The 22,335-nt window shown below is 60.2% G+C and carries 24 protein-coding genes; 9 read left to right on the forward strand and 15 right to left on the reverse strand.

What is annotated here, in order from left to right; genetic code table 11:
* Positions 1-6: 6 nt before the first annotated feature.
* Positions 7-978: an isopenicillin N synthase family dioxygenase gene (locus tag ACRWA7_RS24790; protein ID WP_438392866.1), complete on the reverse strand. Its 972-nt coding sequence runs from the start codon at positions 976-978 to the stop codon at positions 7-9.
* Between the two features lie 417 nt (positions 979-1,395).
* Here ACRWA7_RS24790 and ACRWA7_RS24795 point away from each other — a divergent pair, with 417 nt between their 5' ends.
* The 5 genes from ACRWA7_RS24795 to hutC are packed head-to-tail and all read left to right on the forward strand — an operon-like array spanning position 1,396 to position 5,306.
* Positions 1,396-2,229 (forward strand): transporter substrate-binding domain-containing protein, encoded by an 834-nt coding sequence (locus tag ACRWA7_RS24795; RefSeq protein ID WP_060856185.1) that lies wholly within the window; start codon positions 1,396-1,398, stop codon positions 2,227-2,229.
* A 52-nt stretch (positions 2,230-2,281) separates the two neighbouring features.
* Complete coding sequence (locus tag ACRWA7_RS24800) at positions 2,282-2,938, forward strand: amino acid ABC transporter permease (RefSeq protein WP_438392869.1); 657 nt, start codon at positions 2,282-2,284, stop codon at positions 2,936-2,938.
* Between the two features lies 1 nt (position 2,939).
* Positions 2,940-3,608 carry an amino acid ABC transporter permease gene (locus ACRWA7_RS24805; RefSeq protein ID WP_438392870.1) on the forward strand — a complete coding sequence of 223 codons (669 nt, stop codon included), beginning with the start codon at positions 2,940-2,942 and terminating at the stop codon, positions 3,606-3,608.
* Positions 3,609-3,648: 40 nt separating this feature from the next.
* Positions 3,649-4,527 carry an amino acid ABC transporter ATP-binding protein gene (locus ACRWA7_RS24810; RefSeq protein WP_060856188.1) on the forward strand — a complete coding sequence of 293 codons (879 nt, stop codon included), beginning with the start codon at positions 3,649-3,651 and terminating at the stop codon, positions 4,525-4,527.
* 5 nt (positions 4,528-4,532) lie between these two features.
* Positions 4,533-5,306 carry a histidine utilization repressor gene (gene hutC, locus ACRWA7_RS24815; protein WP_438392872.1) on the forward strand — a complete coding sequence of 258 codons (774 nt, stop codon included), beginning with the start codon at positions 4,533-4,535 and terminating at the stop codon, positions 5,304-5,306.
* A 30-nt stretch (positions 5,307-5,336) separates the two neighbouring features.
* Here the strand turns inward: hutC and hutH are convergent, their stop codons facing one another.
* The 6 genes from hutH to ACRWA7_RS24845 all read right to left on the reverse strand — a co-directional run bounded on the left by hutH (position 5,337) and on the right by ACRWA7_RS24845 (position 12,102).
* Positions 5,337-6,866: a histidine ammonia-lyase gene (gene hutH, locus ACRWA7_RS24820; protein WP_438392874.1), complete on the reverse strand. Its 1,530-nt coding sequence runs from the start codon at positions 6,864-6,866 to the stop codon at positions 5,337-5,339.
* Positions 6,867-7,209: 343 nt separating this feature from the next.
* Positions 7,210-7,848 (reverse strand): LysE family translocator, encoded by a 639-nt coding sequence (locus ACRWA7_RS24825; protein WP_060856191.1) that lies wholly within the window; start codon positions 7,846-7,848, stop codon positions 7,210-7,212.
* A 131-nt stretch (positions 7,849-7,979) separates the two neighbouring features.
* Complete coding sequence (locus ACRWA7_RS24830) at positions 7,980-8,849, reverse strand: ABC transporter substrate-binding protein (RefSeq protein ID WP_438392876.1); 870 nt, start codon at positions 8,847-8,849, stop codon at positions 7,980-7,982.
* Positions 8,850-8,917: 68 nt separating this feature from the next.
* A complete protein-coding gene (locus ACRWA7_RS24835; RefSeq protein WP_438392878.1) occupies positions 8,918-10,312 on the reverse strand; it encodes an MmgE/PrpD family protein in 1,395 nt (464 codons plus the stop codon).
* Complete coding sequence (locus ACRWA7_RS24840; protein ID WP_438392880.1) at positions 10,309-11,229, reverse strand: polysaccharide deacetylase family protein; 921 nt, start codon at positions 11,227-11,229, stop codon at positions 10,309-10,311. Before ACRWA7_RS24840 ends, ACRWA7_RS24835 begins: the two co-directional genes overlap by 4 nt.
* Positions 11,230-11,232: 3 nt before the next feature.
* Entirely contained in the window at positions 11,233-12,102 is an 870-nt protein-coding gene (locus ACRWA7_RS24845; RefSeq protein ID WP_438392882.1) for a polysaccharide deacetylase family protein, read from the reverse strand.
* A gap of 181 nt (positions 12,103-12,283) precedes the next feature.
* On the opposite strand from ACRWA7_RS24845, the gene ACRWA7_RS24850 reads away from it, so the two are divergent.
* The 3 genes from ACRWA7_RS24850 to ACRWA7_RS24860 all read left to right on the forward strand — a co-directional run bounded on the left by ACRWA7_RS24850 (position 12,284) and on the right by ACRWA7_RS24860 (position 14,703).
* The gene (locus tag ACRWA7_RS24850) at positions 12,284-13,189 is read left to right on the forward strand and encodes a LysR substrate-binding domain-containing protein (RefSeq protein WP_060856195.1); all 906 of its coding nucleotides are present in this window, start codon (positions 12,284-12,286) and stop codon (positions 13,187-13,189) included.
* A gap of 327 nt (positions 13,190-13,516) precedes the next feature.
* Complete coding sequence (locus ACRWA7_RS24855) at positions 13,517-13,846, forward strand: hypothetical protein (protein WP_438392884.1); 330 nt, start codon at positions 13,517-13,519, stop codon at positions 13,844-13,846.
* Between the two features lie 53 nt (positions 13,847-13,899).
* Entirely contained in the window at positions 13,900-14,703 is an 804-nt protein-coding gene (locus tag ACRWA7_RS24860; RefSeq protein ID WP_438392885.1) for a glycosyltransferase family 2 protein, read from the forward strand.
* A 51-nt stretch (positions 14,704-14,754) separates the two neighbouring features.
* Here ACRWA7_RS24860 and ACRWA7_RS24865 read toward each other — a convergent pair whose 3' ends face one another.
* Genes ACRWA7_RS24865 through ACRWA7_RS24890 form a run of 6 tightly spaced genes read right to left on the reverse strand, consistent with a single transcriptional unit; the run spans position 14,755 to position 20,064 of the window.
* Complete coding sequence (locus tag ACRWA7_RS24865) at positions 14,755-15,810, reverse strand: vWA domain-containing protein (RefSeq protein ID WP_438392887.1); 1,056 nt, start codon at positions 15,808-15,810, stop codon at positions 14,755-14,757.
* A complete protein-coding gene (locus tag ACRWA7_RS24870) occupies positions 15,807-16,334 on the reverse strand; it encodes a hypothetical protein (RefSeq protein WP_438392889.1) in 528 nt (175 codons plus the stop codon). Before ACRWA7_RS24870 ends, ACRWA7_RS24865 begins: the two co-directional genes overlap by 4 nt.
* Positions 16,331-17,311, reverse strand: coding sequence for a vWA domain-containing protein (locus ACRWA7_RS24875; RefSeq protein ID WP_438392891.1), 981 nt, complete (start codon positions 17,309-17,311; stop codon positions 16,331-16,333). The genes ACRWA7_RS24870 and ACRWA7_RS24875 overlap by 4 nt, the downstream gene beginning before the upstream one ends.
* Positions 17,308-18,171 carry a calcium incorporation protein MxaA gene (locus ACRWA7_RS24880; RefSeq protein ID WP_438392893.1) on the reverse strand — a complete coding sequence of 288 codons (864 nt, stop codon included), beginning with the start codon at positions 18,169-18,171 and terminating at the stop codon, positions 17,308-17,310. The genes ACRWA7_RS24875 and ACRWA7_RS24880 overlap by 4 nt, the downstream gene beginning before the upstream one ends.
* Positions 18,168-19,040, reverse strand: coding sequence for a DUF58 domain-containing protein (locus ACRWA7_RS24885; RefSeq protein ID WP_438392894.1), 873 nt, complete (start codon positions 19,038-19,040; stop codon positions 18,168-18,170). The genes ACRWA7_RS24880 and ACRWA7_RS24885 overlap by 4 nt, the downstream gene beginning before the upstream one ends.
* Positions 19,041-19,044: 4 nt before the next feature.
* Positions 19,045-20,064 (reverse strand): AAA family ATPase, encoded by a 1,020-nt coding sequence (locus tag ACRWA7_RS24890; RefSeq protein WP_438392896.1) that lies wholly within the window; start codon positions 20,062-20,064, stop codon positions 19,045-19,047.
* Between the two features lie 286 nt (positions 20,065-20,350).
* On the opposite strand from ACRWA7_RS24890, the gene ACRWA7_RS24895 reads away from it, so the two are divergent.
* The gene (locus ACRWA7_RS24895) at positions 20,351-20,617 is read left to right on the forward strand and encodes a hypothetical protein (protein ID WP_438392898.1); all 267 of its coding nucleotides are present in this window, start codon (positions 20,351-20,353) and stop codon (positions 20,615-20,617) included.
* A gap of 42 nt (positions 20,618-20,659) precedes the next feature.
* Here the strand turns inward: ACRWA7_RS24895 and ACRWA7_RS24900 are convergent, their stop codons facing one another.
* Both ACRWA7_RS24900 and ACRWA7_RS24905 read right to left on the reverse strand, forming a co-directional pair.
* Positions 20,660-21,571, reverse strand: coding sequence for an MBL fold metallo-hydrolase (locus ACRWA7_RS24900; protein ID WP_438392900.1), 912 nt, complete (start codon positions 21,569-21,571; stop codon positions 20,660-20,662).
* Positions 21,558-22,331: an SDR family NAD(P)-dependent oxidoreductase gene (locus tag ACRWA7_RS24905; protein ID WP_438392902.1), complete on the reverse strand. Its 774-nt coding sequence runs from the start codon at positions 22,329-22,331 to the stop codon at positions 21,558-21,560. The genes ACRWA7_RS24900 and ACRWA7_RS24905 overlap by 14 nt, the downstream gene beginning before the upstream one ends.
* Positions 22,332-22,335 lie beyond the last annotated feature (4 nt).

Here is a 22,335-nt window from a genome sequence, read left to right on the forward strand (position 1 = left end):
GCATGCTCAGCCATTAGCGCGCTTCTTTCTATAACCCATTGAGTCGTTGATGCGCCCGAGTATGTAGTCGCCTGCCGCGACCGGATCATAAAGCGGCGGTGCGCCATCCAGGCCAAGGTCGCGAGGATCGACGCGTGCGCTGTAGGTTGGATCGTAAAACGTGGCGATCGAATAACGCTCCTTGCCCGAACGATTGATCACCCGGTGCAGCGTGGAACGAAAGCGGTCGTTGGACCATCGCGCAAGCAGATCGCCGACGTTCACCACCAGCGTGCCAGGAATCGGCGGCGCGTCGATCCAGCTATCGGTGGCAAGCTCCTTCACCTGCAAGCCGCCTATGTTGTCCTGCCACAGAAGCGTAATGCAACCGTAGTCCGTATGCGGCGCCACACCGAACTGGTCGGCGTCGGACTTGGGCGCTTGCGGCGGGTAATAGACCATCTGCGTGCGCTGCATGCGCTTCGTGTACTTGTCGGCAAAAAACGCTTCATCGATATCCAGGCTCACCGCCACTGCCCGCAATAAATCCGCGCCACAGGCGCCCACCGCTTCGTAGTAGCCGTACAGCGCGGGACGCAACGACGGCATGAAATCCGGCCAGTTGTTAGGACCCCGCAAGGCTTCGCCCGCGAGCACGCTGGGATCGTCCTCGGGCAACTCCAGGCCGATGCTGAAGAATTCCTTGTAGTCGGGCTTGGTCGCCTGATACATGACGGCGTCGCCAAGCGCATTGAAGCCGCGGTGCCGATGATTCACCGCCACGCGACGCTTCACTTCCGGTGGATGCGCAAAGAATTCGCGTGCGCCCTTAACTGCGCCATCTAGCACGTCCGAAGGCACACCATGATTGCTCACATAGAAAAAACCGATGCTTGTGCACGCATCACGGATAGCAGCAGCGGCTTCTCGCAAGCCCACGGTATCGTGCGCGCGAACAGCCGCCATATCGACAACAGGAATATGGGAAGCCGGACTCATCCGTAACTCCAGGGTTGATGTCAGGTTTGCAAACCGTCGATACCGCACGCTCGAAACCCAGGGACGTACGGTGGCGGGAGGTATATACACCACGTACTTACTACGTCAGATCCGTCGTGACGCGCGTTGGTGGCAACGACCTGCGCATAAGTCAGGACCACGCGCAAGACCGCGTCAACATTGTCTGTATATACCGCCGATTACTCGAACGCAACCCGGCGTTTGTTCGAACTTGAACATGCCTCCACGCAAGCCCGATACTGCCTTTCACGAAGTATTTTTGACACGCTTGGCAATGCAAATTGACGGTATATACTGAATCGCGTCATCTGGAATTCAGCATGCTTGCTCACAATCCGCCCATCAAAACCGCTCGCTAAACAAAGCCGGGTTCTCTTATATCAGGGGAGTTCAACAATGAATGTGTTCTCGAAGTTGAAGGGTCGCCTGCTCGTGACCGCATGGGTCATGGCGGCGATTTCGGTTTCAGCGCATGCGGACGACCAGTTGGCGAAGGTCAAGAAGGCGGGAGAACTGGTCGTTGGAACCGAGATGCAATTCGCTCCGTTCGACTTCCTGGAAAACGGTCAGCAACAAGGCTTCAACAAGGACTTCTTTGCTGAACTCTCGAAGGAAATGGGCGTGAAGGTACGCTCCATAGACTTACCCTGGCCGAGCGTGCTACCGGGCCTGGAAGCCGGCAAGTTCGACATTGTCAGCGGTCCCGTGACCATCACCAAGGCGCGCATGGAGCGCTACGAATTCATGCTGCCGATTGCGGACGGCACGGTCGCCCTTCTCAAGCGCGCAAACGACGCAAGCATCAAGACGAACGCCGACGTCGCCGGCAAGGCGGTCGGCGGCGGCAAGGCAACCGCCCAGCTCGACCAGTTGAAGCAATATGTCGCCACACTGCCGGGCAAGACCAGTGTGCGTGAATATATCGATAACAACCAGGCTTATGCCGACCTTGCGGCAGGCCGGATCGTCGCCGTGGGCAACTCGCTGCCGAACATTGCCTATGTGGCGCGCCAGCGTCCCGACACCTTCGCCGTGGTGCAACCGCCGTTCGGCACGAAAGTGTATTTCGGTTATCTCGGGCGCAAGGACGCAGACAGCAAGCCGCTGCTCAATGCGATCAACCAGGCGATCATCAAGATGCATGGCGACGGGCGCCTTGCCGCCCTGCAAAAGAAGTGGTTCGGCGTGACCATGGATACGCCGACAACCATGCCAACGCCTAACTATTGATCCGGGAACCGATGGCGGTTCGCCGCGCCTTCGAATTCCCGCCGGACAGCCCATGTTCAGCCTTCATGCATTGTTGGACGCCCTGCCGCTTCTCATCAAGGCCGCGCAAGCCACGGTCCTGATTTCACTTGTCGGGCTCGTGGTGGGATTTGTCGTTGCGATCGGCGTGTGCAGCGCGCGGCTTTCCAGGAACCGCGTTGTGTCGAAGCTCGGTGGCGCGTATGTCGGTTTCTTTCGCGGCGTGCCGCTGCTCGTGCAGCTTCTGCTGACCTATTATTTCCTGCCCTTCATAGGCATCAACGTGCCGCCGCTGGTCGCCGCGGCCGCGGCGGTTTCCCTGTGCGAGGCCGCTTATCTCGCGGAGATCCTGCGTGGCGGTTTTATCGGCATTGCGCATGGGCAACTGGAAGCCGCGCAATTGCTCGGCTTGTCGCGCATGCAGGCCGTGCTGCGAATTCAGGTGCCGCAGGCGCTGCGCATGACGCTGCCCTCGCTCGTCAATGAAATGGTGATGCTCGTGAAAGCGTCTTCGCTGATCTCGGTCGTGGGTGTCGCCGACGTCACGCGCACCGCGCAGAATATTGCGGCGAGCACGTACCGGCCGCTCGAAGCGTATGTGGCGGCCGGGCTGGTGTATCTCGTCATCAACGGTGCGCTCTCGCTCGCGGGTCATCGCGCCGAGCGCCGCCAGGCTCAAGCTGCGGCGTAGCATGGCCATTCATTTCGATCCAACCGTTCTCACCGGTTCCCTGCCCGCCCTGGCCGAAGGCTTCGCGACGACCATCGCCGTGTGGATTGGCGGCGTGATGATCGGCATGGGGATTGGCTTCGCCATCGCGATCCTGCAAATTTTCTGCGGCAAATGGGTGCGCGGGTTCCTGCGCGCGTATATCGAGATTTTTCGCGGCACGCCATTTCTTGTACAACTTTTCGTGCTGTATTACGGCGGTCCGTCACTGGGGCTGTCGCTTGAACCGTTGACGGCCGGTATCGTGGGATTGGGCTTGTACGGCAGCGCGTATTTCGCTGAAGCATTTCGTTCGGGCTTTACTTCCGTGCCGCGCGGCCACATTGAAGCCGCGCAGTGTCTCGGCTTCACGCGGCTGCAAGTCATCATGCGCGTACAGTTGCCGCAGATGCTGGTGATCATCGTGCCGGCGTTGACGAACCTGATTATCGTGCTGAGCAAGGAGACTGCCGTGCTGTCGGTTGTCACGGTGCCGGAGTTGACGTTCGTACTGACGGGCATCGGCTCGGAAAAGTTCGCATTCGTCGAGACACTCCTCGCGCTGTGCGTGTGTTATCTCGTGCTCGTTGAAGCTGCCTCACGGGCGGGACAGTGGGTCGAACTGCGTGTCGGCCGATTCCTTGCGCGATGAATCCATGAACGGCAGCAACACACAACGCGAGTTCTGAATCATGAAAAAACCGCTCAATGGCAACGCGCCGGCGCAAACCGAATATCTCGTCGATGCCCGGCATGTCGGCAAGCATTTCGGCACGCTCAAGGTGCTGGACGACGTATCGCTCGCCGTGCGCAAGTCGGAGGTGACGTGCATCATCGGGCCATCGGGTTCAGGCAAGAGCACCTTGCTGCGATCGCTTGCGTTCCTGGAGGAATACAGCGAAGGCGAGATATACATTGAGGGAGAATTGCTCGGCTACGTGACCGGACGCAACGGCAAGCGCGTGCGCGCACCGCAGGCCGAGATCAACCGCGTGCGCCGTAACGTGGGCATGGTGTTCCAGCAGTTCAACCTGTGGCCGCACATGACGGCCATGGAAAATGTCGCCGAAGCGCTCGTGCGGGTGCGCAAGCTGCCGAAGGCCGAAGCGCACAAACGCGCGCTAGCAATGCTCGATAAAGTCGGCCTCGCCGATCGTGCGAACAATCATCCCGCGCGCCTTTCCGGCGGCCAGCAGCAGCGCGTGGCGATTGCCCGGGCGCTGGCAATGGAACCGCACATCATGCTCTTCGACGAACCCACGTCTGCGCTTGATCCCGAACTCGTTGGCGAAGTGCTGCAGGTCATGAAGAACCTCGCCAACGACGGCATGACCATGGTCATCGTCACGCATGAAATGGGGTTTGCGGCGCAGGTGGCCGACACCGTCGTGTTTATCGATCATGGCAGGATTGCCGCGCACGGTTCGCCCGAGGATGTGTTCCATAATGCGCAGCAACCGCGCCTTCGCCAGTTTCTGCAAAACTATCTCGACCGCAATGCATTCTGGGCGCGTCGCGAGGAAACCGCTCCGGGCGCCGTGCCGGTCGCGACCGAATCCAGCAGGATATGACGAACATGAATACGAACGGGCTTTCCAATCCAGCGCCGGCGCCCTCTGAGGCTGCCGCGCCGCTCGCACGCTACGAGCGCGTGAAGGAACATATCCGCACGCGCATTCTCTCCGGTGAATGGCGGCCGGGTGACCGGATTCCATCGGAGATGACGCTGGTCGGCGAGCTGGGTGTATCGCGCATGACCATCAACCGTGCATTGCGCGAGTTGACCGAGCAAGGTGTATTGACGCGCTTTTCGGGCGTCGGGACGTTCATTGCAGAAGAGAAGCCGCAATCCACGTTACTGATGATCGCGCACATAGGCGACGAGATCCGCGCCCGCGGTCACGAGTACGGTTACTCCATCATGCTCGCCGCGCGCGAGGCGGCCGCAAGCGATGTTTCCGCCGCGCTCGGTCTTGCGCCGGGCGCGTCCGTGTTTCATGTGGTGTGCGTGCATCGTGAAAACGGCGTGCCGGTGCAACTCGAAGACCGGTATGTGAACCCGGAAGTCGCACCGCATTTTCTCGAGCAGGATTTTTCGGCCGTGCGGCCGTCGGAGTATTTGTTCAACACCGTGCCGGCGCACGAGGTGGAGCATGTCGTGGATGCCGTGCTTCCATCACGCGCCGATGCAAAGCTGCTCGAGATCGGAGCCGATCAGCCGTGCCTGACACTGGTGCGCCGTACATGGGCCAACAACGTGGCGGTGACGTTCGCGCGCTTCGTGCATCCTGGCACGCGGTATCGGCTGGGATGCCGTTTCAGCAACGACAGCATGCAGCGGCAGAGTTGACCACGCATCTGCCGCTGCAAGGTGCAAAGCTTAAAGCACGCCGTGCGATGCGAATTGCAGCGGGCAGAATCCGGCAATCTTGCCGCTCGTGACCTGCTTCGCCACCGCCACAATGTCGGGCGCGAAGTAATGATCGAGTTCGTAGTGCTCCACGTCGGTGCGAATGGACTGCATGACGGGCTGCAGACGCGGGCTCGTGAGATGCGGAGCGCGCAGGTCCACGCCTTGTGCCGCCGCGAGCAGTTCGATTGCGAGAATATGCGTGACGTTCTCGGCAATATCGCCAAGCTTGCGGGCCGCGAACGTTGCCATGGAGACGTGATCTTCCTGGTTCGCCGAGGTCGGCAACGAGTCGACCGAAGCCGGATGCGCGTAGGTCTTGTTCTCCGACGCAAGCGCCGCCGCCGTCACGTGCGCGATCATGAAACCCGAGTTCACACCGCCATCGCGAACCAGAAAAGGCGGCAGGCCAGAGAGCGTGGCGTCGATCAACAATGCAATCCGGCGTTCCGCCAATGCGCCGATTTCCGCTGCGGCAATGGCGAGGTTGTCGGCCGCGAACGCGACCGGTTCCGCGTGAAAGTTGCCGCCTGAAAGCACTTCGCCGGTGTCCGGGAAAATCAGCGGATTGTCCGATACGGCGTTCGCTTCGATCAGCAACACATTGCCGGCGTGACGGATCTGGTCGAGGCATGCGCCCATGACTTGCGGCTGGCATCGCAGGCTGTAGGGGTCCTGAACCTTGTCGCAATCCTGATGCGACAGGTTGATGTCCGAGCCTTCCAGCAATGTGCGATAAGCCGCCGCTGCATCGATCTGGCCTTGATGGCCGCGCAGCGCGTGAATGCGGGCATCGAAGGGAACGACGGAACCCATGGCGGCGTCCACCGACAACGCGCCCGACACCAATCCCGTGCGATACAGGTCTTCGATTGCGAACATGTTGTACAACGCAAGCGCTGTGGATGCCTGCGTGCCGTTGAGCAGCGCGAGCCCTTCCTTTGCTTGCAGCGTCAGCGGCGCGAGTCCCACCGACTTGAGGCCGTCGAGCGCGGGGGCAATTTTTCCATCGAGAAACACTTCGCCGATACCCATCAGGACGCCCGACATATGCGCGAGCGGCGCAAGGTCGCCCGATGCGCCAACCGACCCTTTGACAGGAATGACAGGCAGCACGTCCGCGTTGAACAGCGTGATCATGGCGTCCATCACCTTGCGGCGAATGCCGGAGTGACCGCGCCCGAGGCTCGACAATTTCAGCGCCATCAACAGGCGTACAACGGGCGGCGACATGGGCTCGCCTACCCCGACCGCGTGCGATAAAACCAGATTGCGCTGCAGGAGTTCAAGCTGGTCGGCGGGAATATGGGTGTTGGCGAGGCGCCCGAAACCCGTGTTGATGCCGTAGGCCGGCAAACCTTTCGCGGCGATCTCCTCGACCGCTTTCGCGCTGGCGTCGATAGCCGCGTGGCTTGCGGCATCGAGTTCCAGCTGGACGCGCTCACGGGCGATCTGGCGCAGTTGCGGGAGAGTGAGTTTGCCGGGGGTTAGCTTGATCATCGGTTGTCCTTGGGCTGTGAGGCTGCGCGTTTTCGCGCAAGGCTATCTTGTCTATACAAGAGCATACCCGCGAGTCTAGGACAACAAAATCGGTATATACAAGTACTTTTTAGATTCGGGCTACGTGAAAGCGGCCGGAAATTTTGGCTCGCGGCGGCCGTACTGGGGCTTTGCGCATAAAAGGTGGAAATAAAATCGAATCGTGAAATTTTAAACCCTGGCATCCGCTCCGCTCATTCCGTGTCATGAAATTTCCTGTCTATACCGCGTGAGTGCCACGGCAACTGCGGCAACGCGGTTCAACGTCAGAATTCGCGAAGTTGGCTTCCAGATGCATTGAACTTCATATGCCCGCTTTGTGCGCCGCAAAAATCAGCCGCAGCCCCAGCAAGGCGACCGCCGTCGCGGCAACGCGATCCACCCATTTCTTCCCACGCAGATAAACCTCCCGCGGACGGCGGCTCGAAAAACACAATGCAACGATGGTGTACCAGCCAGCCTCGATTCCGAAAAGCATGGGAGGCAGAACGAGATAGCACCAGAGCGGCGGGTGTTGGGGTAAGAGCGCCGCGAAAATACTGCCATACCAGATGGCGGTCTTCGGATTGCTGAGTTGCGTGGTGAGTCCAATCAAGAACGACTTGCGCAGGTTCCGGTTCTGCGCAGAACGCGCCTGGTCCACCGATAACGGACTTGATGCACCACGCCAGATATTGAACGCTATGTAGATCAGATAAAGCCCGCCGGCAATTTTCAAGGCCACGTAAAGCCACTCGACCGCCGACAGCAGCGTATACAAACCCGCAAGCGCGATGCCGCTAAAGAAGACTCCGCCCACGCCCATGCCGAGCGCGGTAGCGAGTCCATCGGCGCGAGACAGGCCGATTGCGTTGCGCGCGACCAGTACAAAGCTTGGACCCGGACTCATGGCGCCCATCAATATCGCAGCGAGAATGGCAAGAACGGCGGCTGATGCGGTCATTGGCGAAGCTCCTTTTTGCGAGCGGCGAAGCGTTTTCGAGATCATGAAAATAACACGGTAACGCAGGCTGATCCAGCGCTCGCGCAACGCCTCAACGGTGTTTTTGAAATCGAGTCGAATCCGATGCAGCCCTAACGAAGCGTCGTACCGTTCAACGTGATCTGCCTGACCGCGCTCGATTGCAGATTCCACTTCGCGGCAATCGCGGCGTACGTCCCGTTGGCGATCAACGTATTGAGCGCGCCGAGCACGGCGTCGCGCAATCTCGCATTCGACTTCGCGAACGCAATGCCTTCGGGCGATGTCGCAAACGGTTCGCCGATCGGCTTGTACGTATTCGGCTCAAGCTTCATGACGTACGGCAGGGTTTCGCTGCCCTGCACGCCTGCTGCAATCCGGCCCTGCTTGAGCTGCAGACGCGCCGCGGATGTGTCCTCGGTTCCCGCTACGTCTATTGCGGCCTTGCTCGCGCCTTCGCAATGCTTCGCACTCCAGGCGGTTGTATCGGCGGGGAAGGATGTGCTGCGGCTCGTTCCGACCGGTTTGCCGCAAAGATCCGTGGCCTGCCTGATCTCGTTTGCACGCGACGCGAGGATATAAAACTGCGCGCCCGAATTCAGGTAGTCCAGAAAATCCGCTGTATCGCGACGACCCGGGACGTCGCTCAAGCCGCTCAGGATCATGTCGACACGACCCGTCGCCAGCGACGGCAACAATTGTTCGAACGCCGACTCTTGCCAGTCGAGCTTCACACCCAGTTGCCTCGCAATCGCGTTTCCAAGATCGATGTCGAAACCGACCAGATCGCCGCTCTCTGGATCCTTGTATTCCATCGGCGGATAGATGGAATTCACCGCGACCTTGATCACCTTCGACTTCATGATTGCATCGGGCAAGGCCTGCGCGTTCGCGCCGCTTGCGAACAGACCCGTCAACAGACACGCCGACAGGCACACGGTCATCAGGCTGGAAACGGCACGCATCAAGTTCAGCTTTTTCATGGAAGTCACCCCTGTATGGAAGGTCTGGTTGAGTCGGATTTCGCGCTTTGATATGGCGAGGTGCGTGCCTAGAGCAGTACAGGGCGCGCGTCGGCGTCGCCGTCGAGCCACTGCGCGAGCGCTCGTGCATCGGCGAGATGGTCGAGATCGAGCACCGCGGTTTCAATCGCGTTGACCGATGCTTCGGGAAGCGTCAGGCTCGCCAGCGCGCGGAACTTCGCAGCCAGGTCTGCATCGGAAAAGGGGTTGCGCGGGTCGCCAAGCGGCACGTTGACCTGTTGCGAACGCGGCTTGGCGCCGGACATGGCGAGCGTGATGACCGGCTCGTCCAGATCCGACATGGCGGGATCGATCTCGAGCGTGATACGTCGCATGGCGGCTGCAATGCGAGGGTCGTGACGCTGTGCATCGAGGTACGCACTTATGCCCGCGTGACCGTTGACCAGCACCGTGGCGATAGCATATGGCAAGCTCATCTGCGCCGACGCAAGCGTATTCAGGTCACGTCCACCGCACATCTGATTCACGAAGGCGCTCAAGTTGACATGCACGCCGGTCAGTTTGTCCAGGTCCGCCGCTCGCCCCTGCAAGAGCTCCAGCGTGGCATCAATGGCCGCATGCGTGCTTCGGCACGCGGCGTGCGGTTTGATCGAACAGCGCATTAGCTTCCACACAATGCCGAGATCCGCGAGCAAGGCGTCGGGTTGCTGCGTATTGCGTGCGAAGGCGTTGAAAAAACCGCCCCATACATCCTCGAAAATCTGCTTTGGACCACTGATATTCTCTCGCGCGAGCAATGCGGCAAGCAATCCGCCCTCTGCCGCGCGGCCCGTATGCATGCGTTTTGTCTGCGATGCATCATGGATGAAGCCCCACAATCCGCCGCTGAAACTTCCGGCGTGGCCGAGTGCTGCGGCAATCCCGGTGGCGTCGAGGCCAAGCAGACGCGCGCTCGTAGCCGCCGCGCCGAACACGCCACACGTCATGGTGGAATGCCAGCCGGTGTTGTTGTGCGGCGAATATCCTCCGCATGCTTCGAGCACGCGGCGGCCGACGTCATAGCCAATCACCACTGCTGTCAGGAATTCTCGCCCCGATACTGGCCGCCCGGTGCAGGCAAGCGCGGCGAATGCCGCGGGCAGTACAACCGCGCCCGAATGATCGCAACCGCCGGCGTCATCGAGTTCGAGGGCATGGGCCGCAACGCCGTTGACGAAGGCGGCGTCGCGCGCGTTGAAGCTCGAGGACGTACCCCATGCGCGCACATGGCCCACGCTTCCCATGCTCATTACTGCACGCGCGCTGCGCGCTTCAACCGCCGCCGCGCCGCCCAACGCGGCGCCGAGCGTATCGAGGATATGGCGCTTTGCTTTATGCACGACGGCGTCTGGCAGCGAGTCGCCTGAAGTCTCGCCGATAAAATCCGCCAGTCTCTGCGACAAGGTCGATTCGCGTATGTTCATGCGTGCTCCTGCCTGTGCCGGGCATACACTTCAACCGGATGACCGGACTCATTGCGCGTGACGCGCTCGCGCCACCACGCGGCCATCTCCGCACCGGTCGCAATCCAGACATCGTTGTGCGAGCGGAGATGGGCGAGCAGTTCGCGCAGTACGTCAATGCGCCCCGCCGTGCCGATAATTTCCGGATGCAGCCTCAGCACAAAGCACAATCCAAAACGATGAAACGCCGCGAAGTCATGCTTCCAGTTAGCAAGCACTTCACGATAAGACGGGATACGCGGCTGCCCGACAGGCACCGCCGGCGAGAGGTTGTACGCGAAGTAAGGTTCGTCTTCGAGTTCGTAGTGCAGGGGCAATTCAACAAGCGGCGGCTTGGTCAGCACGGCATCCGTATCCGGCAGATGGAGGTACGGAAGATCGTCGCCGCGCCAGGACGACGACCATGTGACGCCTTCGTCCCGGAGAAAGTCCGCGAAGCCCGGCGCCCAGTTTCCAGTGAACGAGCGAAAGCCTTCGGCACGGCGGCCGGTGACGTGTTCAAGCGCGGCTTGCCCTCGCGTGAAGACATCCTTTTGCTGGCCGAGCGTGAGCGCATCGAAGTTTTCGCACACGTAACCGATATTGCCGATCTCGTGTTTCTGCCCTGCTATCCGGGCAAGCAGTTCCGAATGCGTCTCGGCCACGCGGCCCGGCACGAACCAGCTTGAACGGACATCGAATTCTTCCAGTGCATCAAGCACGCGATCCACGCCGCGTTTCGCGCCATAACGCCATACCGACAGCGATTTTTCCCGGCCCGCAATACGTGGCTCCTGCATAAGGATGCCGTGTTCATCGTTGAAATCGACCGTGACGACCACGGCGCTTCGCGCATCCTGCGGCCAGCGCGAAGCGTGTGTTGCCTGTTTCTCCTGCATCGCTCAGGCCTCCTTCGGATTCATGGGTGCGTACTCGTCGTGCCACCATTGCGCCACGTCGCGGCACGTGGCGAACCACACGTCGCCTTTCGCGTGCATGTGATCGAGCAGGCTCTCAAGCAGCGCAATGCGCCCCGGCTTGCCCGAGACCTTCGGATGAAACAGCGTAGTCAGACACAGTCCGTCGCGATGCGAACCGTCGAACTCACGGCGCCAGTTGTCGAGCGTGGTGTCGTAGCTGGCAATGCGATCCAGGCTCGCCGGGAAGTTCGGATTGCGGTGATACGCAAGCGACGCATAGTCGTCCATCTCCCAGCGCCCGGGGATCTCGACCAGGGGCGTACCGCCGCGTTGCGCGGGGAGGAAGTAAGGACGATCGTCGCCGCGCATGGAGCTCGAATAGCGCACGCCGGCTTCCATCAGGACGCCGATAGTGTCAGGCCCCCAGTCGCCCGAGGGCGTGCGGAAACCGACCGGGCGCATGCCGAGATATTTGTCGAAGACTTGCGCCGAGCGTTCCATCACCGCGCGCTGTGCATCGCGGTCGAGCGTCCAGAATGCTTCATGCTGGTAGCCGTGATAGCCGATCTCATGACCGCCTTCCAGGATCGCCGCGCATTGTTTCGGCCAGTTCTCGAGGACCCACGCGGGCACGAAGAACGTGGCGGGTACGTTGCGTTCCGCGAGCATGCCGAGCAAACGGCCCAAGGCGCGCCACGGGCCGTAACTGCCGAGCGTGAAATACGCCGGGTTGTTCCAGATCGAACCGTCGAGCATGGCGTCGCCAGTGGGACCATCGAGATCGAAAGCGAGTGCGAAGCAGGATCGCTTTCCATCGGGCCAGCGTGGTCTGTCGAGATCAGTTGCCGGCATTGATGAACGCCTTCTGGTCTGAGTGTTGACTCATGCGAAATCTCCACGGAACTGATGATTTGCAGCGGTGGCTAGCGATCAAAAACGCAAAGCGGCCCACGCCATTCCACCGATTTTATGAACGCCAATTTCTGGCCCACCAACGGTAAAATCTCATGGTTACCATGCACAACTTGCATAAATGAAAATCGAGCGATATCCGCCGTTCAATGTTCTGCAGTCGCTGCTCGTAGTTGCGCGGTGCGGGAATTTCACGGCGGCTTCACAGCAGTTGTTCCTGAGCCAGAGCGCCGTCAGCCGGCATATCCAGCAGATCGAGGAGTATTTCGGCTGCGCGCTTTTTGTGCGCCATACCCGCATGGTCGTCCCGACGGAGGCGTGCCAGCGACTGGTGCCGATCGTGGAAGAGTTGCTGGCAACCGCGCGCCGATCCATGCATGTCACGAGCACGGGCGGCCAGACAGTGACCTTGCGCGTCACGCCGACGCTCGCCGCGCGCTGGCTGATGCCGCGCCTGCCGAGCTTTTATGAGGATGTGCCGGGAACGCAGCTCAATATAGATACCGCGTGGTTCCTGCCGACCAATTTCGGCGAAGGCACGCTCGATGCCGCCATTCTCTTTGGCAACGGCCGTTGGGACGGGCTGGAAGCGACGTGCCTGATGCGGGAAAGACTGACGCCGGTCTGTTCGCCGCAGACGGCGCACGGAGAGCCGCCGCTGCGCACGCCGGCAGACCTGAAACGGCACACGTTGCTGCATTCGAGCTTTGGGCGGCGCGGCTGGATGTTATGGCTGCAGCAGGAAAGCGATGAGCTTGCTTCGCATGCGTATCGGGAGCAAGTCTTCGATACGCTCGACCTCGCGTTTGGCGCAGCCGTTCGCGGGATGGGCGTCGCGCTGGGCGATTTGAATCTGGTGCAGGAGAATCTGGCGAACGGCGCGCTGGTAGCGCCGTTCGACCGTGTGCTGGAATCGGGCTCGGGATATTACCTCGTGCATCCGCCGCGCAATGAATATCGCGAGAAACTCAGGCCGCTGCTTGCGTGGTTGCAGGGGATTGCGGCGGCAAATCTGTACACAGGCTAATGCGTGACTGTCCTGTCCATTGTCTTCAGACTCAGACCAAAAGCAGTATTGGCGTAAGCGAGATTCAACCGTCGCACCGCCAAATGCCATCTGTTTTCTGCGAAATCACCGACCTGCGGGCTTTTCGGAAAATTAGGACAATGCTTATGCCCCAAAGATCAATAATTCGATACATTTGTTTCCCGACGAATATTCGTGATTTTCCAGTATGGAGCGTCTCAATCGTTGACGTTTATTCGCGGAAAAGATGGGAAGCATCTTTTCCGGAAGTGTCGAGGTTGAATATGGCTATTAATTTTTATCGAATTAGCAGGAATGGAGGTCTTAATGGATTCGCTTGATTCAGCGCACAGATTCATGGGCGGGGTTTTTCTCGGAGCGCTTGTTGCTGCGGCAATTTCACTTCTTCTCGGCTACGTCGGCGACTATATTCCCTTTATTGTAGCAATGCCGCCGATTGAGAAAATCGTCATATCGGCAATCATCTCGATCATTATCGTATGCACAAAGCCGTGCATAGAAAAATTTATTCAAAAACGCGACGAAGATAATCCTGTGCTACGTGAAGACCGGAATTCGGTCATTCGCGGAAGGATTACCGGAGTTCCCTTGGGTGTTATCGTTGCAATTCTGATTCAAATTTATATTATTGCCTAGCACGTAATGCACGCTGATTTAAGTTAGCCAGATATCCGGAACATGTTGAGCTCATGAATCAGCAAATAGATACGCCAACGCTAGCGACCGTTATCCGTTGCCACAATGGTGCAAGCACATTGGCTCGCGCCATTCTTTCCGCAATAAACCAGGTCGAGCTAAATGAACTCGTAGTTGTAGTGGACGCGTCTTCCGACAACAGCGCGCTCATTGCACAGCAGTTCGCGCAATCCGATCCGCGAGTACGCGTCATCGATCTCGTGACGCGAGGCGGGCCGGGGTTCGCGCGCAACATCGGCGCGGCTGCGGCCACCGGCGACATCCTGTGTTTTCTCGATTCCGACGACGAGCACTTACCCGGGTATTACAAGTTTGCAAAAGCCGCACTCACGGCCAATCCGCAGTGGGGAGCGGTGAAATCGGGTGCCGAGATCGTCGGCCTGCCCGCGGACCTTTCTTGCGAAGACAGTGATCCGCGCTACGCCGCCGCCATGTACTCGGCGCCCTGGAATCTTGCAATGCGCAGGCCGCTTTTCTGGCTGGTTGGAGGTTTCCCCCAAAGCGCACTCTTTCTCGGCGAGTTCGGCGGCGAAGACATCGCGTTGAACAGGGCATTTCATGCCAACTTTCCAGTTGCGATTACCGCGCTAAAGTTCTGTCGGCATTACAACCATCACAATTCGCACCTCGAAAGGTTTCTGCGGCGCGCTACCGTGGTTGACGGAGAAATAGTGGTCAGCAAAGGTCAGCCGGATAAACGCGATCTTGCGGTGAATGACGCCGTGCTCCAGCACGTCGCCCAGGCGGCAGCCAACCGCTCTGTGCTATCGCGTTACATGGCCCTGGATCAGCCCTGAACAAACGCCGGAAAAAGATAATGCCGGCGCTTCTCTCCACGAGCGCCCCCGCTATTCGGAAAACGCACGAGTTCCAGCCGGGTTAGTCGTCGCCGTGGTTATATGACGCGAGGCCAACTCCCGATTCCTCTTGCCTCGTTTGATGGTCTGCAAAGCTGCTACCGGAGCTATTGCGGCAAGCGCTGCGCGTCGTGGGACCCGCCTCGCGGGTAACGGCAGGAACCTCCACGTCAGCAACAGCAGCGCAAGCAATGCCGGGCATCCATTGACCTTCGTCTCCGCAGGTTCGCTATGCGCCAGATTCGGATCGAGCATTGCTTTGGTCAACGACGAAGCGTCGCGCAGGCGTGCATAGCCAAAACCAATTCGCGAGGCCACAGAAGCCAGATACTCACCGCGCAGCGACGACAACTCTTCGTGACTCTCAGCCGTAGTTGGCTTGCCCGGAATTGTCGGAACCTGGATGACCTGATCGGCACGCCAGAAACCTGTCCTGTTGCCGTTCGCATCTGTCTTCGGAACGCTGACCGGCTGATCGCCACCCACGCCGATCAACCAGCCGCGCACCTTGCTATCGGCAATCGCGCGAACCCGGTCATTCGATGGCAACACAGGCGGCGCTTCCTGCCCATCGGTAAAAAATATCACGGCGCTGTTCATCGCGACCTGCTCCGCCGTGTGCACCGCCGAATAAATTCCACCTTCGGCCACGCGGCTCCAGTTGGTCCAGCGCATACGCCCATTGATCTCGTTGAGCGACGAAAGCAGCGCATCGAAGTTGCCGCATACTTCAATGGGCGGCATCAACAACAAGGTCCGCTGGCCGGTGAAAATGCTCCATCCGAGCTTCGATCCACAGGGCAATTTGCCAAGCGTCTCGCGCATGGCCGCACGCGCGTAATCGAGCCGGCTCAACGGAATCTGGCCGCTGCCGACATCTTCCGTATCCATGCTTTGCGTGATGTCGAACGTGACAATGTAGTTGGCGTTGTCGCGCGGCAGCTTTACAGGCGGCATGACAAGGGCTGCGATCAGCAACAGCAGCGCGAGGGTAATCGGCCATTGGCGTTTGCCGGCGAGGCCCCGCGCGAGCGCCCGGATCGTCATGGCAGATCCTCGGCTTGCGCGCCGCGAAGCTTCACGTCGTGCTGTTCCTTCACATCGGGTTCGTCGGCGCCCTGCGCCGCTTCCGGTGCGAGCCACAGCACACGCTCGAGGTTATAGCGCGCGTCCCAGTCGTCCGGGCTCACGCGCAGCAACTGCCTGTAGCGTTGCTTCGCCTGCTCGAGCAGCGGCAACGATCTGACCGGCCCCGCACTGCCCTCGCCTGTCGCCTGCCGCACGTACATATTGCCCAGATCGAATAGCGCATCGTTCGCGACGCGTCCCGAGTTTTCGTCCTGGATCAAGGCGTCATAGAGCTTTTGTGCGTCAGCATAGGCTTGTGATTTCGATAACATCATCGCGCGCGCGAGCCGGACTTCGGGCGCATCCACGTTTTGACTTTGCGGGTTTGCAACTGCTTGCGCGATATCGGCTGCATGCTTCAATTGCAGTGCGTCATAAACCGCGACGACCGCACAACCTAGTGCGATCACGCCGAACGCGATGTGCACCGTCGAGCGCTTCATGCCCAACTCCTCACCTGAATGAGATGCAGCGCAAGCAGCAAGGTGCAAAACATGAGCGCGGCCGCGAAGCAATATGAACTCCGGTCCTGGCGCGGCAACTGTTCCACGAACGACACCTGATACTTCTGCTGTCGGTTGATGTCGGCCATGGCGGCGGCCATTGCGTCGGCATCGCTTGCCTGATAGAGATGATACGGGGACCTGAGCGTAAGGAAGAACCGATGCAACTCGGCTTCCGCAGACGCGTCGCTGGCGGCCAGCGCCCGCAGGTCGGGACTATAGACGCCGCTGCGCAAGTAGATGAAATACAGGTCGATGCGATTGCGCGCAAGCCCATCTTCAATGTCACGGCGCGCTTGTGCGTCGAGTCGTGCGCCGCCGTCGGAGACGAGTACGATTGCGCGCCGCGCATCGAAGCTGCGGCCGTCGAACTGGCCGATCGCCGCCTTGAGGCCGCGATCAAGCTGCGTGTCCGCCATGCCACGGCCAATGCCGGTTCCGCCGATTGCATCCAGAATGATCCGGTGATTCGCCGTGAAGCGCGCCACGGGGATCGGGCTGATGCCGAACATCATGAAAGCGAGGCGATCGTTGGGACGTTCGTCGACGAAACGGCTGATCGAACGCCGCGCCACTTCGTTCTTCGACATGCCGCGCGAATCGATGGGCTGTCCACCCATTGCGTCGTCCATGCTCGAACTGCGGTCCATGAGAATGAGGATTTCGGCGCCCGTACCGGTGCGCAACGCGCTCAGGTTGGAGCGGCCCGGACCCGCCAGCCCTACGACAATGGCAAGAATGGTCAGCATGGCGCATGCTCTCCACAGCCATCCCACAGCGCGTCCAACCTGATCGGCCGGCAGCCATCCAATGTACGAAAAGCTGAGCGTATCGCCTCGCCGGCGCAGCAGAGGCAAGAGCGCGAGCGGCAAGAGCACGAGTGCCCAGGGCTGAGCGAAATCGACAGGCGACGTCATCGCTGCTGCCGCCTTTGTGCGCGATAAAGCGAGCGGCATAAGTCCGGTAAGGAGAATTCGGCATCGGACAAAGGGAGTTCACGCGATGCAAAAAACCGCTCCCCGGAGTGCTGGTAGAAGCGTTCAAGCTGCGCTTGCATGGGCCGCAAATAAGGCGCCTTCGCGAACAACGCGGCAAGCGTTCCCGCATGCACGACCTGCCCTGCCGTCTCATTCAACGCACGATGCAAACACAGCCAATCGCGCGCGCCCCTATTCTTTCCATCGTCCTTCGAGCCCCGCATCTCGTTCCATGCGCGCGCGAACGGCAGGCGTTCTGCATCGCGGCGATTACGCCATTGCCACCAGCCGAACCACGCCAGAAGCGTGAGCGCGAGCACACCGAGCGCCCACGTCATCTGCCGGCGCAGCGGCGCGGTTCCAGCAACCCACGCCTGCCGGTCAGGCCGCAGCGCCTGAAGATCGCCTGTCGAAAACGCCGTCTGGGGCGTCAACGGACTCACGCTCACGGGCCACTCGGGCACCTGCAACGCACTGCCGCCGGGTACGTTCAACGTCAGCGATGGCAGCATGACGGTAGTCAGCGCTTGCGGTGCATTGGTGATCTGGTAGTCGATCGTGAGCCACGCGCGGCCTTGCGCGTCGTGTTCGATCCGGGGATTGTGCCGCTCGAACCAGACGCCGGCACGCCCGGTCGATGGCATCGCCACGTTGCCCTTTGACGGGAGCAAGATGCGTTGCGTCAGGACGTCCCCAATCACATGTCCGAAGGCGCGCGGCTGCTCGACGGTGGCGGCCTGCATTGTCAATGCAATCGAGCAGAGAGTGATGGCGGCCAGCCCGCGCGCGAAAAATCTCATGCGGCTGCTTCCAGGAAGTATCGCGACAACGCTTCTGCGCTGAATGCTCCTTCAATGTAGAAGGGCCGCAAGCCGCGTTTGTCGAAGAGACTGTTTATTTCGGCGCGCCGGCGCAGCACGCCCGCACGCCAGTCCTGACGCGTTTTTTCGCGCAACCACAGGGTTCGCCGGTCACCCGTTTCAGCGTCGTCCACGCTCAGCAGCGAGCCGTGACCGGGCGGCTCGGTCTCCGCGCGATCCCAGACGATCATCGGGATGACGTAGGCATGCGTCAGCGTATCGAGCACCTTCGGCAAGCGCGTGAGCGGCCAGTGAAAGTCCGACACAATAAAAATAATGCCCTGCCGCCCCGCCAGTTTCGCGACCGACTTCTCAAGTCCATCGATACCGCCCGCCACGCCCGGCATCCGCGCGGCCTCCCGCAGCAGGCTGGCCAAAACGTCGCCCACTCCCTGACCGTAGCGCGCCGGTGAATACAGTTCTTCGCGCTCGGTTGCGTCGAAGGCGAGCATGCCAACCTGGTCTCCCGCGCGAAAAGCGCTATATCCCAGCGCTTCGACAAAATCTGCCGCCACGTCCAGCTTCGTCTTAAGCAGCCCGAAATGCATGGACGCGGATACGTCGATAACCACATAAACCGGCACTGCGACTCTTTGAAGATGAACCCGCACGAGCCATTCGGCGGGAATGGCGCGCATGCTCGCGCGCAAATCCATGCGGCGCGGGTCCGGGTGATCGAACAGGCGCGCGTGCATGGCGAATGCCTGACCCGCGCCGAAGCTCGAACCCGGATGCGAGCCAGGACGCGATCCACCGGCGCGCATCGGCAAGCGGTAGTGAAATTCTGGCATCGCGCTGAATGTATTCATGATTTCAAGGCACCGCGACTTTTGCCATGATCTGCGCAATCAATGCTTCCGCGAGTTCCTGCCGGCGCAACTCGTAAATAGGCGTGAAGAACACGCGATGACCGAGCGCGGGCAGCAAGACCGCGTGAATATCCTCGGGAATCAGATGCGAGCGGCCTGCGAGCCACGCAATCACGCGCGCGGCCCGCAGCATGGCGCTCATGCCGCGCGGACTCGCACCAACGAGAATGAGCCGCTGCATGTCGACGTTATCCAGCGCGATATCGAAGTGTTGCGGGTTTTCAGTCGCCTGCCAGATGTCGAGCACGTAGCGCTCGATAGTCGCGCTGGCGCTCACGCTGCGCTGAATGTCCGCGCCAATGCTGTTCAGTTCTTCCCACCGGACCACGCCCGGCGTGACTTGCTCGAGCAGTGCGTCGACATCGTGGAAAACAGGATCGAACACCAGCGCGCGGCGCACCTCCGGGTCGGACGGCGTCGGCATGCTTAGCTCGAAGAGAAACCGGTCGCGTGCCGCCGATGCCAGCTCGAACGTTTCCTCGCGCTCGACCTTGTTCCTGTCGGCGAACACGATCATGTGCGGAAAACGATATTCCCGGTCGAACGCCGAGACGGAACGCTCGGCCATTGCGCGCAGCAGGAGCGATTGCACTTGCGGCCGGGCGCGGTTGATCTCGTTGAAGAAGAATGTGGTCAGCCTTTCGCCGTGCCGCAGCAAAGGCCCGGGATCGATCCGCGGCTGGCCCCCGGCATCCACATAGGTGTGGTAGACGAGATCGCCCGGCATCATGTCGATGGTGCCTTCAACCCGTCCAAAATCCCCGCCAATAGCACGAGAGAACGCCCGCAGCACCGTGGTTTTCCCGACCCCGACACCGCCTTCGAGCAGCACATGTCCACGCGCAAACAGCGCTACGTTGATGAGGCGAACAGTCTCGCGCTGCCCGATCACGGCTTTTGCCACGCTCTGTTCGACGCGCAACGCACTCTCGCGCCAATCCTGCAGGTGCTCGTCAAAAGCCATCTATCGGGTCTCCATTCGCACGGCGGCACCATGCCGGAATCAACGCGCCGATCAGGCCATGCATAAGTCATACCGAGCTATGAGAACCTTGGTAACAGTAACAAGAGCGCCTTGAATTCAGCGGCCGGGAAACAGACTGTCACAGCATTCGATACACCTTGTGCCTGCGCTGCTGCATTGCAACTCATCACGCCTTGACGCCGATTGGGCACATCGGATGCTGAATGAAAGATGTAATGCAGCGCGAGCGGCGCTGTCCAAACCTGAAGAACATTTGGAGAAAATCATGAAGACCATGATCGTGGCAGCATGCCTGCTTGCGGGTATTGGAAGCACGTGTGTCTATGCGCAAAACAGCGGGAACAAAAGTACGGCGAACAGCGGAACAGCCACACAGGGCAATCCCGCAAGCGCAGGCGAAGCGATGGGTCAGCCCGCAAGTGCAGGAACCAGCACATCGGGTAATCAGGGATCGCTGATGCAACAACGGCAGAAAGCAATGTCGCCGCAAGGCGCATCAGGCGGCGCAGCCACGGGCACGATGAAGCAATGAGGCAAGCGCAAGCAAAAGCGCAGCGCAGCAAAGTCGTGCGCTTTAAACGATCGCCCCTGGCTGGCTTGCGCGCTTCAAACGCCAGGCCAAGCCGGTTTGCGCACGCAACAGGGTTGAGCGACCGCTTGCCTCAAGCTCTATACGCTGATCGATGACATCGGCAGAGATAGTATTGAAATCGAACAAGCCATAATGATGCGCAATCAATGCCCGGGCGCCACTGTTTTTGGCGAGCGCAACAGCTTCGTCGAGCGTGAAGTTTCCGGGCACGCCATTGCCGCTGCGCTCGGCATCGCGACCGTTCACGGGCAGCAGCGCCACGTGCGGCTCGAACGCCGACACTGCTTCATCGAGCCCAGCATACGGCACGCAATCGCCCGAGTGATACATACGCAATCCGCTTGCTTCTATCGCGTAGCCCAGCCACGGATAGCGCCCCTCGGCGTCCCGATCCAGCGACTCGTGCGCGGACGCAATCGGCGATACGAAGCAGCCGGGAAGGACCTCGATCCGCTCGCCCGCGTTCACCGGAACCAGACGTTCGCTGTCAACGCCACACCGCTTGATTGCTTCATCGACGACCGCTGCGGGAACCACGAACCTGAGATTTTGGAACTGCCGGCCAAGCGGCTGCAATGTTCCGGGGTCCATATGATCCGTGTGCCGATGCGTGCACAACACGACATCCAGCCGGTCGAGCTCATCGGGCAAGACCGGCGCTGCCATCATTCGTGTATGAGGAAACTTCGTGCCCTTGTACTTCTCCGCGAGCGAGTCCGAGAGATACGGATCGATCAACATCCTGAAGCCGCCAGACTCGATCACGAATCCAGCCTGCCCGAGCCAGTACAACACGACTTCGCCATGACGAGGCGCCGCGCTGGAATCGGCCAGCCGTTCGCGCAAGGACGTGGAAAAAGTCTCGGTCAGCAGCTGCACGTCACCAGCAGACATAACCGCCATCGGCGAGCACGATCGATCCCGTCATGAGGCTCGATGCATCGCTTGAGAGGAACAGGATCACCGACGCAACTTCGTCCATGCGTCCGAGCCGGTTCATGGGCGTGCCGCCCACCCATTTGTCGAACATTTCCTTGTTCTGATACACGTAGGTATTCATCTCGGTATCGATATACGTAGGCGCAACCGCATTCACCCGCACGCCGCGCGCGCCCCATTCGGCCGCAAGCGACCGCGTAAGGTGATGTACGCCCGCCTTCGACGCGTTGTAGTTCGCCTGTTCCTGCGGACGATTGACAATGAACCCCGACATCGACCCCACGTTCACGATACTGCCCGCGCCTCGCGCAAGCATGCCTTTGCCGAATGCGCGGCACGCCCAGAACACGCCGTTGAGATTAACGTCGATCACCTTGTTCCAGACTTCGTCCGACATGGTTTCGGCAGGATGATTCGAGATCGCGATACCCGCGTTGTTCACGAGCACGTCCACGCGCCCATGCCGCGCGACCACTGCGTCATTCACGCGTTGCGCCGCGCTCGAATCGGTGACATCGAGCAATTCGGTTTCAACGCGATACCCCTTCGCCGCAAGGTCTGCCGCAGCTTTATCCAGCAACTCCGCGTTCATGTCGGTGAGGACCACGAGCGCGCCGGCTTCCGCCAGCGCCTCGGCCGTGGCGAACCCGATACCGCGCGCGGCGCCCGTCACCACGGCGATCTTTTTATCGAGCTTGAATTTGTCGAGATACATGCGT

Origin of the sequence: Caballeronia sp. DA-9, from assembly GCF_051615025.1 — a bacterium.
In the GTDB taxonomy this organism is placed as follows: domain Bacteria; phylum Pseudomonadota; class Gammaproteobacteria; order Burkholderiales; family Burkholderiaceae; genus Caballeronia; species Caballeronia sordidicola.

Bases quoted from the DNA above. Each gene is read 5' to 3' on its own strand.
- ACRWA7_RS24790 (WP_438392866.1), bottom strand. From the start codon at position 978: ATGAGTCCGGCTTCCCATATTCCTGTTGTCGATATGGCGGCTGTTCGC.
- ACRWA7_RS24795 (WP_060856185.1), top strand. From the start codon at position 1,396: ATGAATGTGTTCTCGAAGTTGAAGGGTCGCCTGCTCGTGACCGCATGG.
- ACRWA7_RS24800 (WP_438392869.1), top strand. From the start codon at position 2,282: ATGTTCAGCCTTCATGCATTGTTGGACGCCCTGCCGCTTCTCATCAAG.
- ACRWA7_RS24805 (WP_438392870.1), top strand. From the start codon at position 2,940: ATGGCCATTCATTTCGATCCAACCGTTCTCACCGGTTCCCTGCCCGCC.
- ACRWA7_RS24810 (WP_060856188.1), top strand. From the start codon at position 3,649: ATGAAAAAACCGCTCAATGGCAACGCGCCGGCGCAAACCGAATATCTC.
- hutC (WP_438392872.1), top strand. From the start codon at position 4,533: ATGAATACGAACGGGCTTTCCAATCCAGCGCCGGCGCCCTCTGAGGCT.
- hutH (WP_438392874.1), bottom strand. From the start codon at position 6,866: ATGATCAAGCTAACCCCCGGCAAACTCACTCTCCCGCAACTGCGCCAG.
- ACRWA7_RS24825 (WP_060856191.1), bottom strand. From the start codon at position 7,848: ATGACCGCATCAGCCGCCGTTCTTGCCATTCTCGCTGCGATATTGATG.
- ACRWA7_RS24830 (WP_438392876.1), bottom strand. From the start codon at position 8,849: ATGAAAAAGCTGAACTTGATGCGTGCCGTTTCCAGCCTGATGACCGTG.
- ACRWA7_RS24835 (WP_438392878.1), bottom strand. From the start codon at position 10,312: ATGAACATACGCGAATCGACCTTGTCGCAGAGACTGGCGGATTTTATC.
- ACRWA7_RS24840 (WP_438392880.1), bottom strand. From the start codon at position 11,229: ATGCAGGAGAAACAGGCAACACACGCTTCGCGCTGGCCGCAGGATGCG.
- ACRWA7_RS24845 (WP_438392882.1), bottom strand. From the start codon at position 12,102: ATGCCGGCAACTGATCTCGACAGACCACGCTGGCCCGATGGAAAGCGA.
- ACRWA7_RS24850 (WP_060856195.1), top strand. From the start codon at position 12,284: ATGAAAATCGAGCGATATCCGCCGTTCAATGTTCTGCAGTCGCTGCTC.
- ACRWA7_RS24855 (WP_438392884.1), top strand. From the start codon at position 13,517: ATGGATTCGCTTGATTCAGCGCACAGATTCATGGGCGGGGTTTTTCTC.
- ACRWA7_RS24860 (WP_438392885.1), top strand. From the start codon at position 13,900: ATGAATCAGCAAATAGATACGCCAACGCTAGCGACCGTTATCCGTTGC.
- ACRWA7_RS24865 (WP_438392887.1), bottom strand. From the start codon at position 15,810: ATGACGATCCGGGCGCTCGCGCGGGGCCTCGCCGGCAAACGCCAATGG.
- ACRWA7_RS24870 (WP_438392889.1), bottom strand. From the start codon at position 16,334: ATGAAGCGCTCGACGGTGCACATCGCGTTCGGCGTGATCGCACTAGGT.
- ACRWA7_RS24875 (WP_438392891.1), bottom strand. From the start codon at position 17,311: ATGACGTCGCCTGTCGATTTCGCTCAGCCCTGGGCACTCGTGCTCTTG.
- ACRWA7_RS24880 (WP_438392893.1), bottom strand. From the start codon at position 18,171: ATGAGATTTTTCGCGCGCGGGCTGGCCGCCATCACTCTCTGCTCGATT.
- ACRWA7_RS24885 (WP_438392894.1), bottom strand. From the start codon at position 19,040: ATGAATACATTCAGCGCGATGCCAGAATTTCACTACCGCTTGCCGATG.
- ACRWA7_RS24890 (WP_438392896.1), bottom strand. From the start codon at position 20,064: ATGGCTTTTGACGAGCACCTGCAGGATTGGCGCGAGAGTGCGTTGCGC.
- ACRWA7_RS24895 (WP_438392898.1), top strand. From the start codon at position 20,351: ATGAAGACCATGATCGTGGCAGCATGCCTGCTTGCGGGTATTGGAAGC.
- ACRWA7_RS24900 (WP_438392900.1), bottom strand. From the start codon at position 21,571: ATGTCTGCTGGTGACGTGCAGCTGCTGACCGAGACTTTTTCCACGTCC.
- ACRWA7_RS24905 (WP_438392902.1), bottom strand. From the start codon at position 22,331: ATGTATCTCGACAAATTCAAGCTCGATAAAAAGATCGCCGTGGTGACG.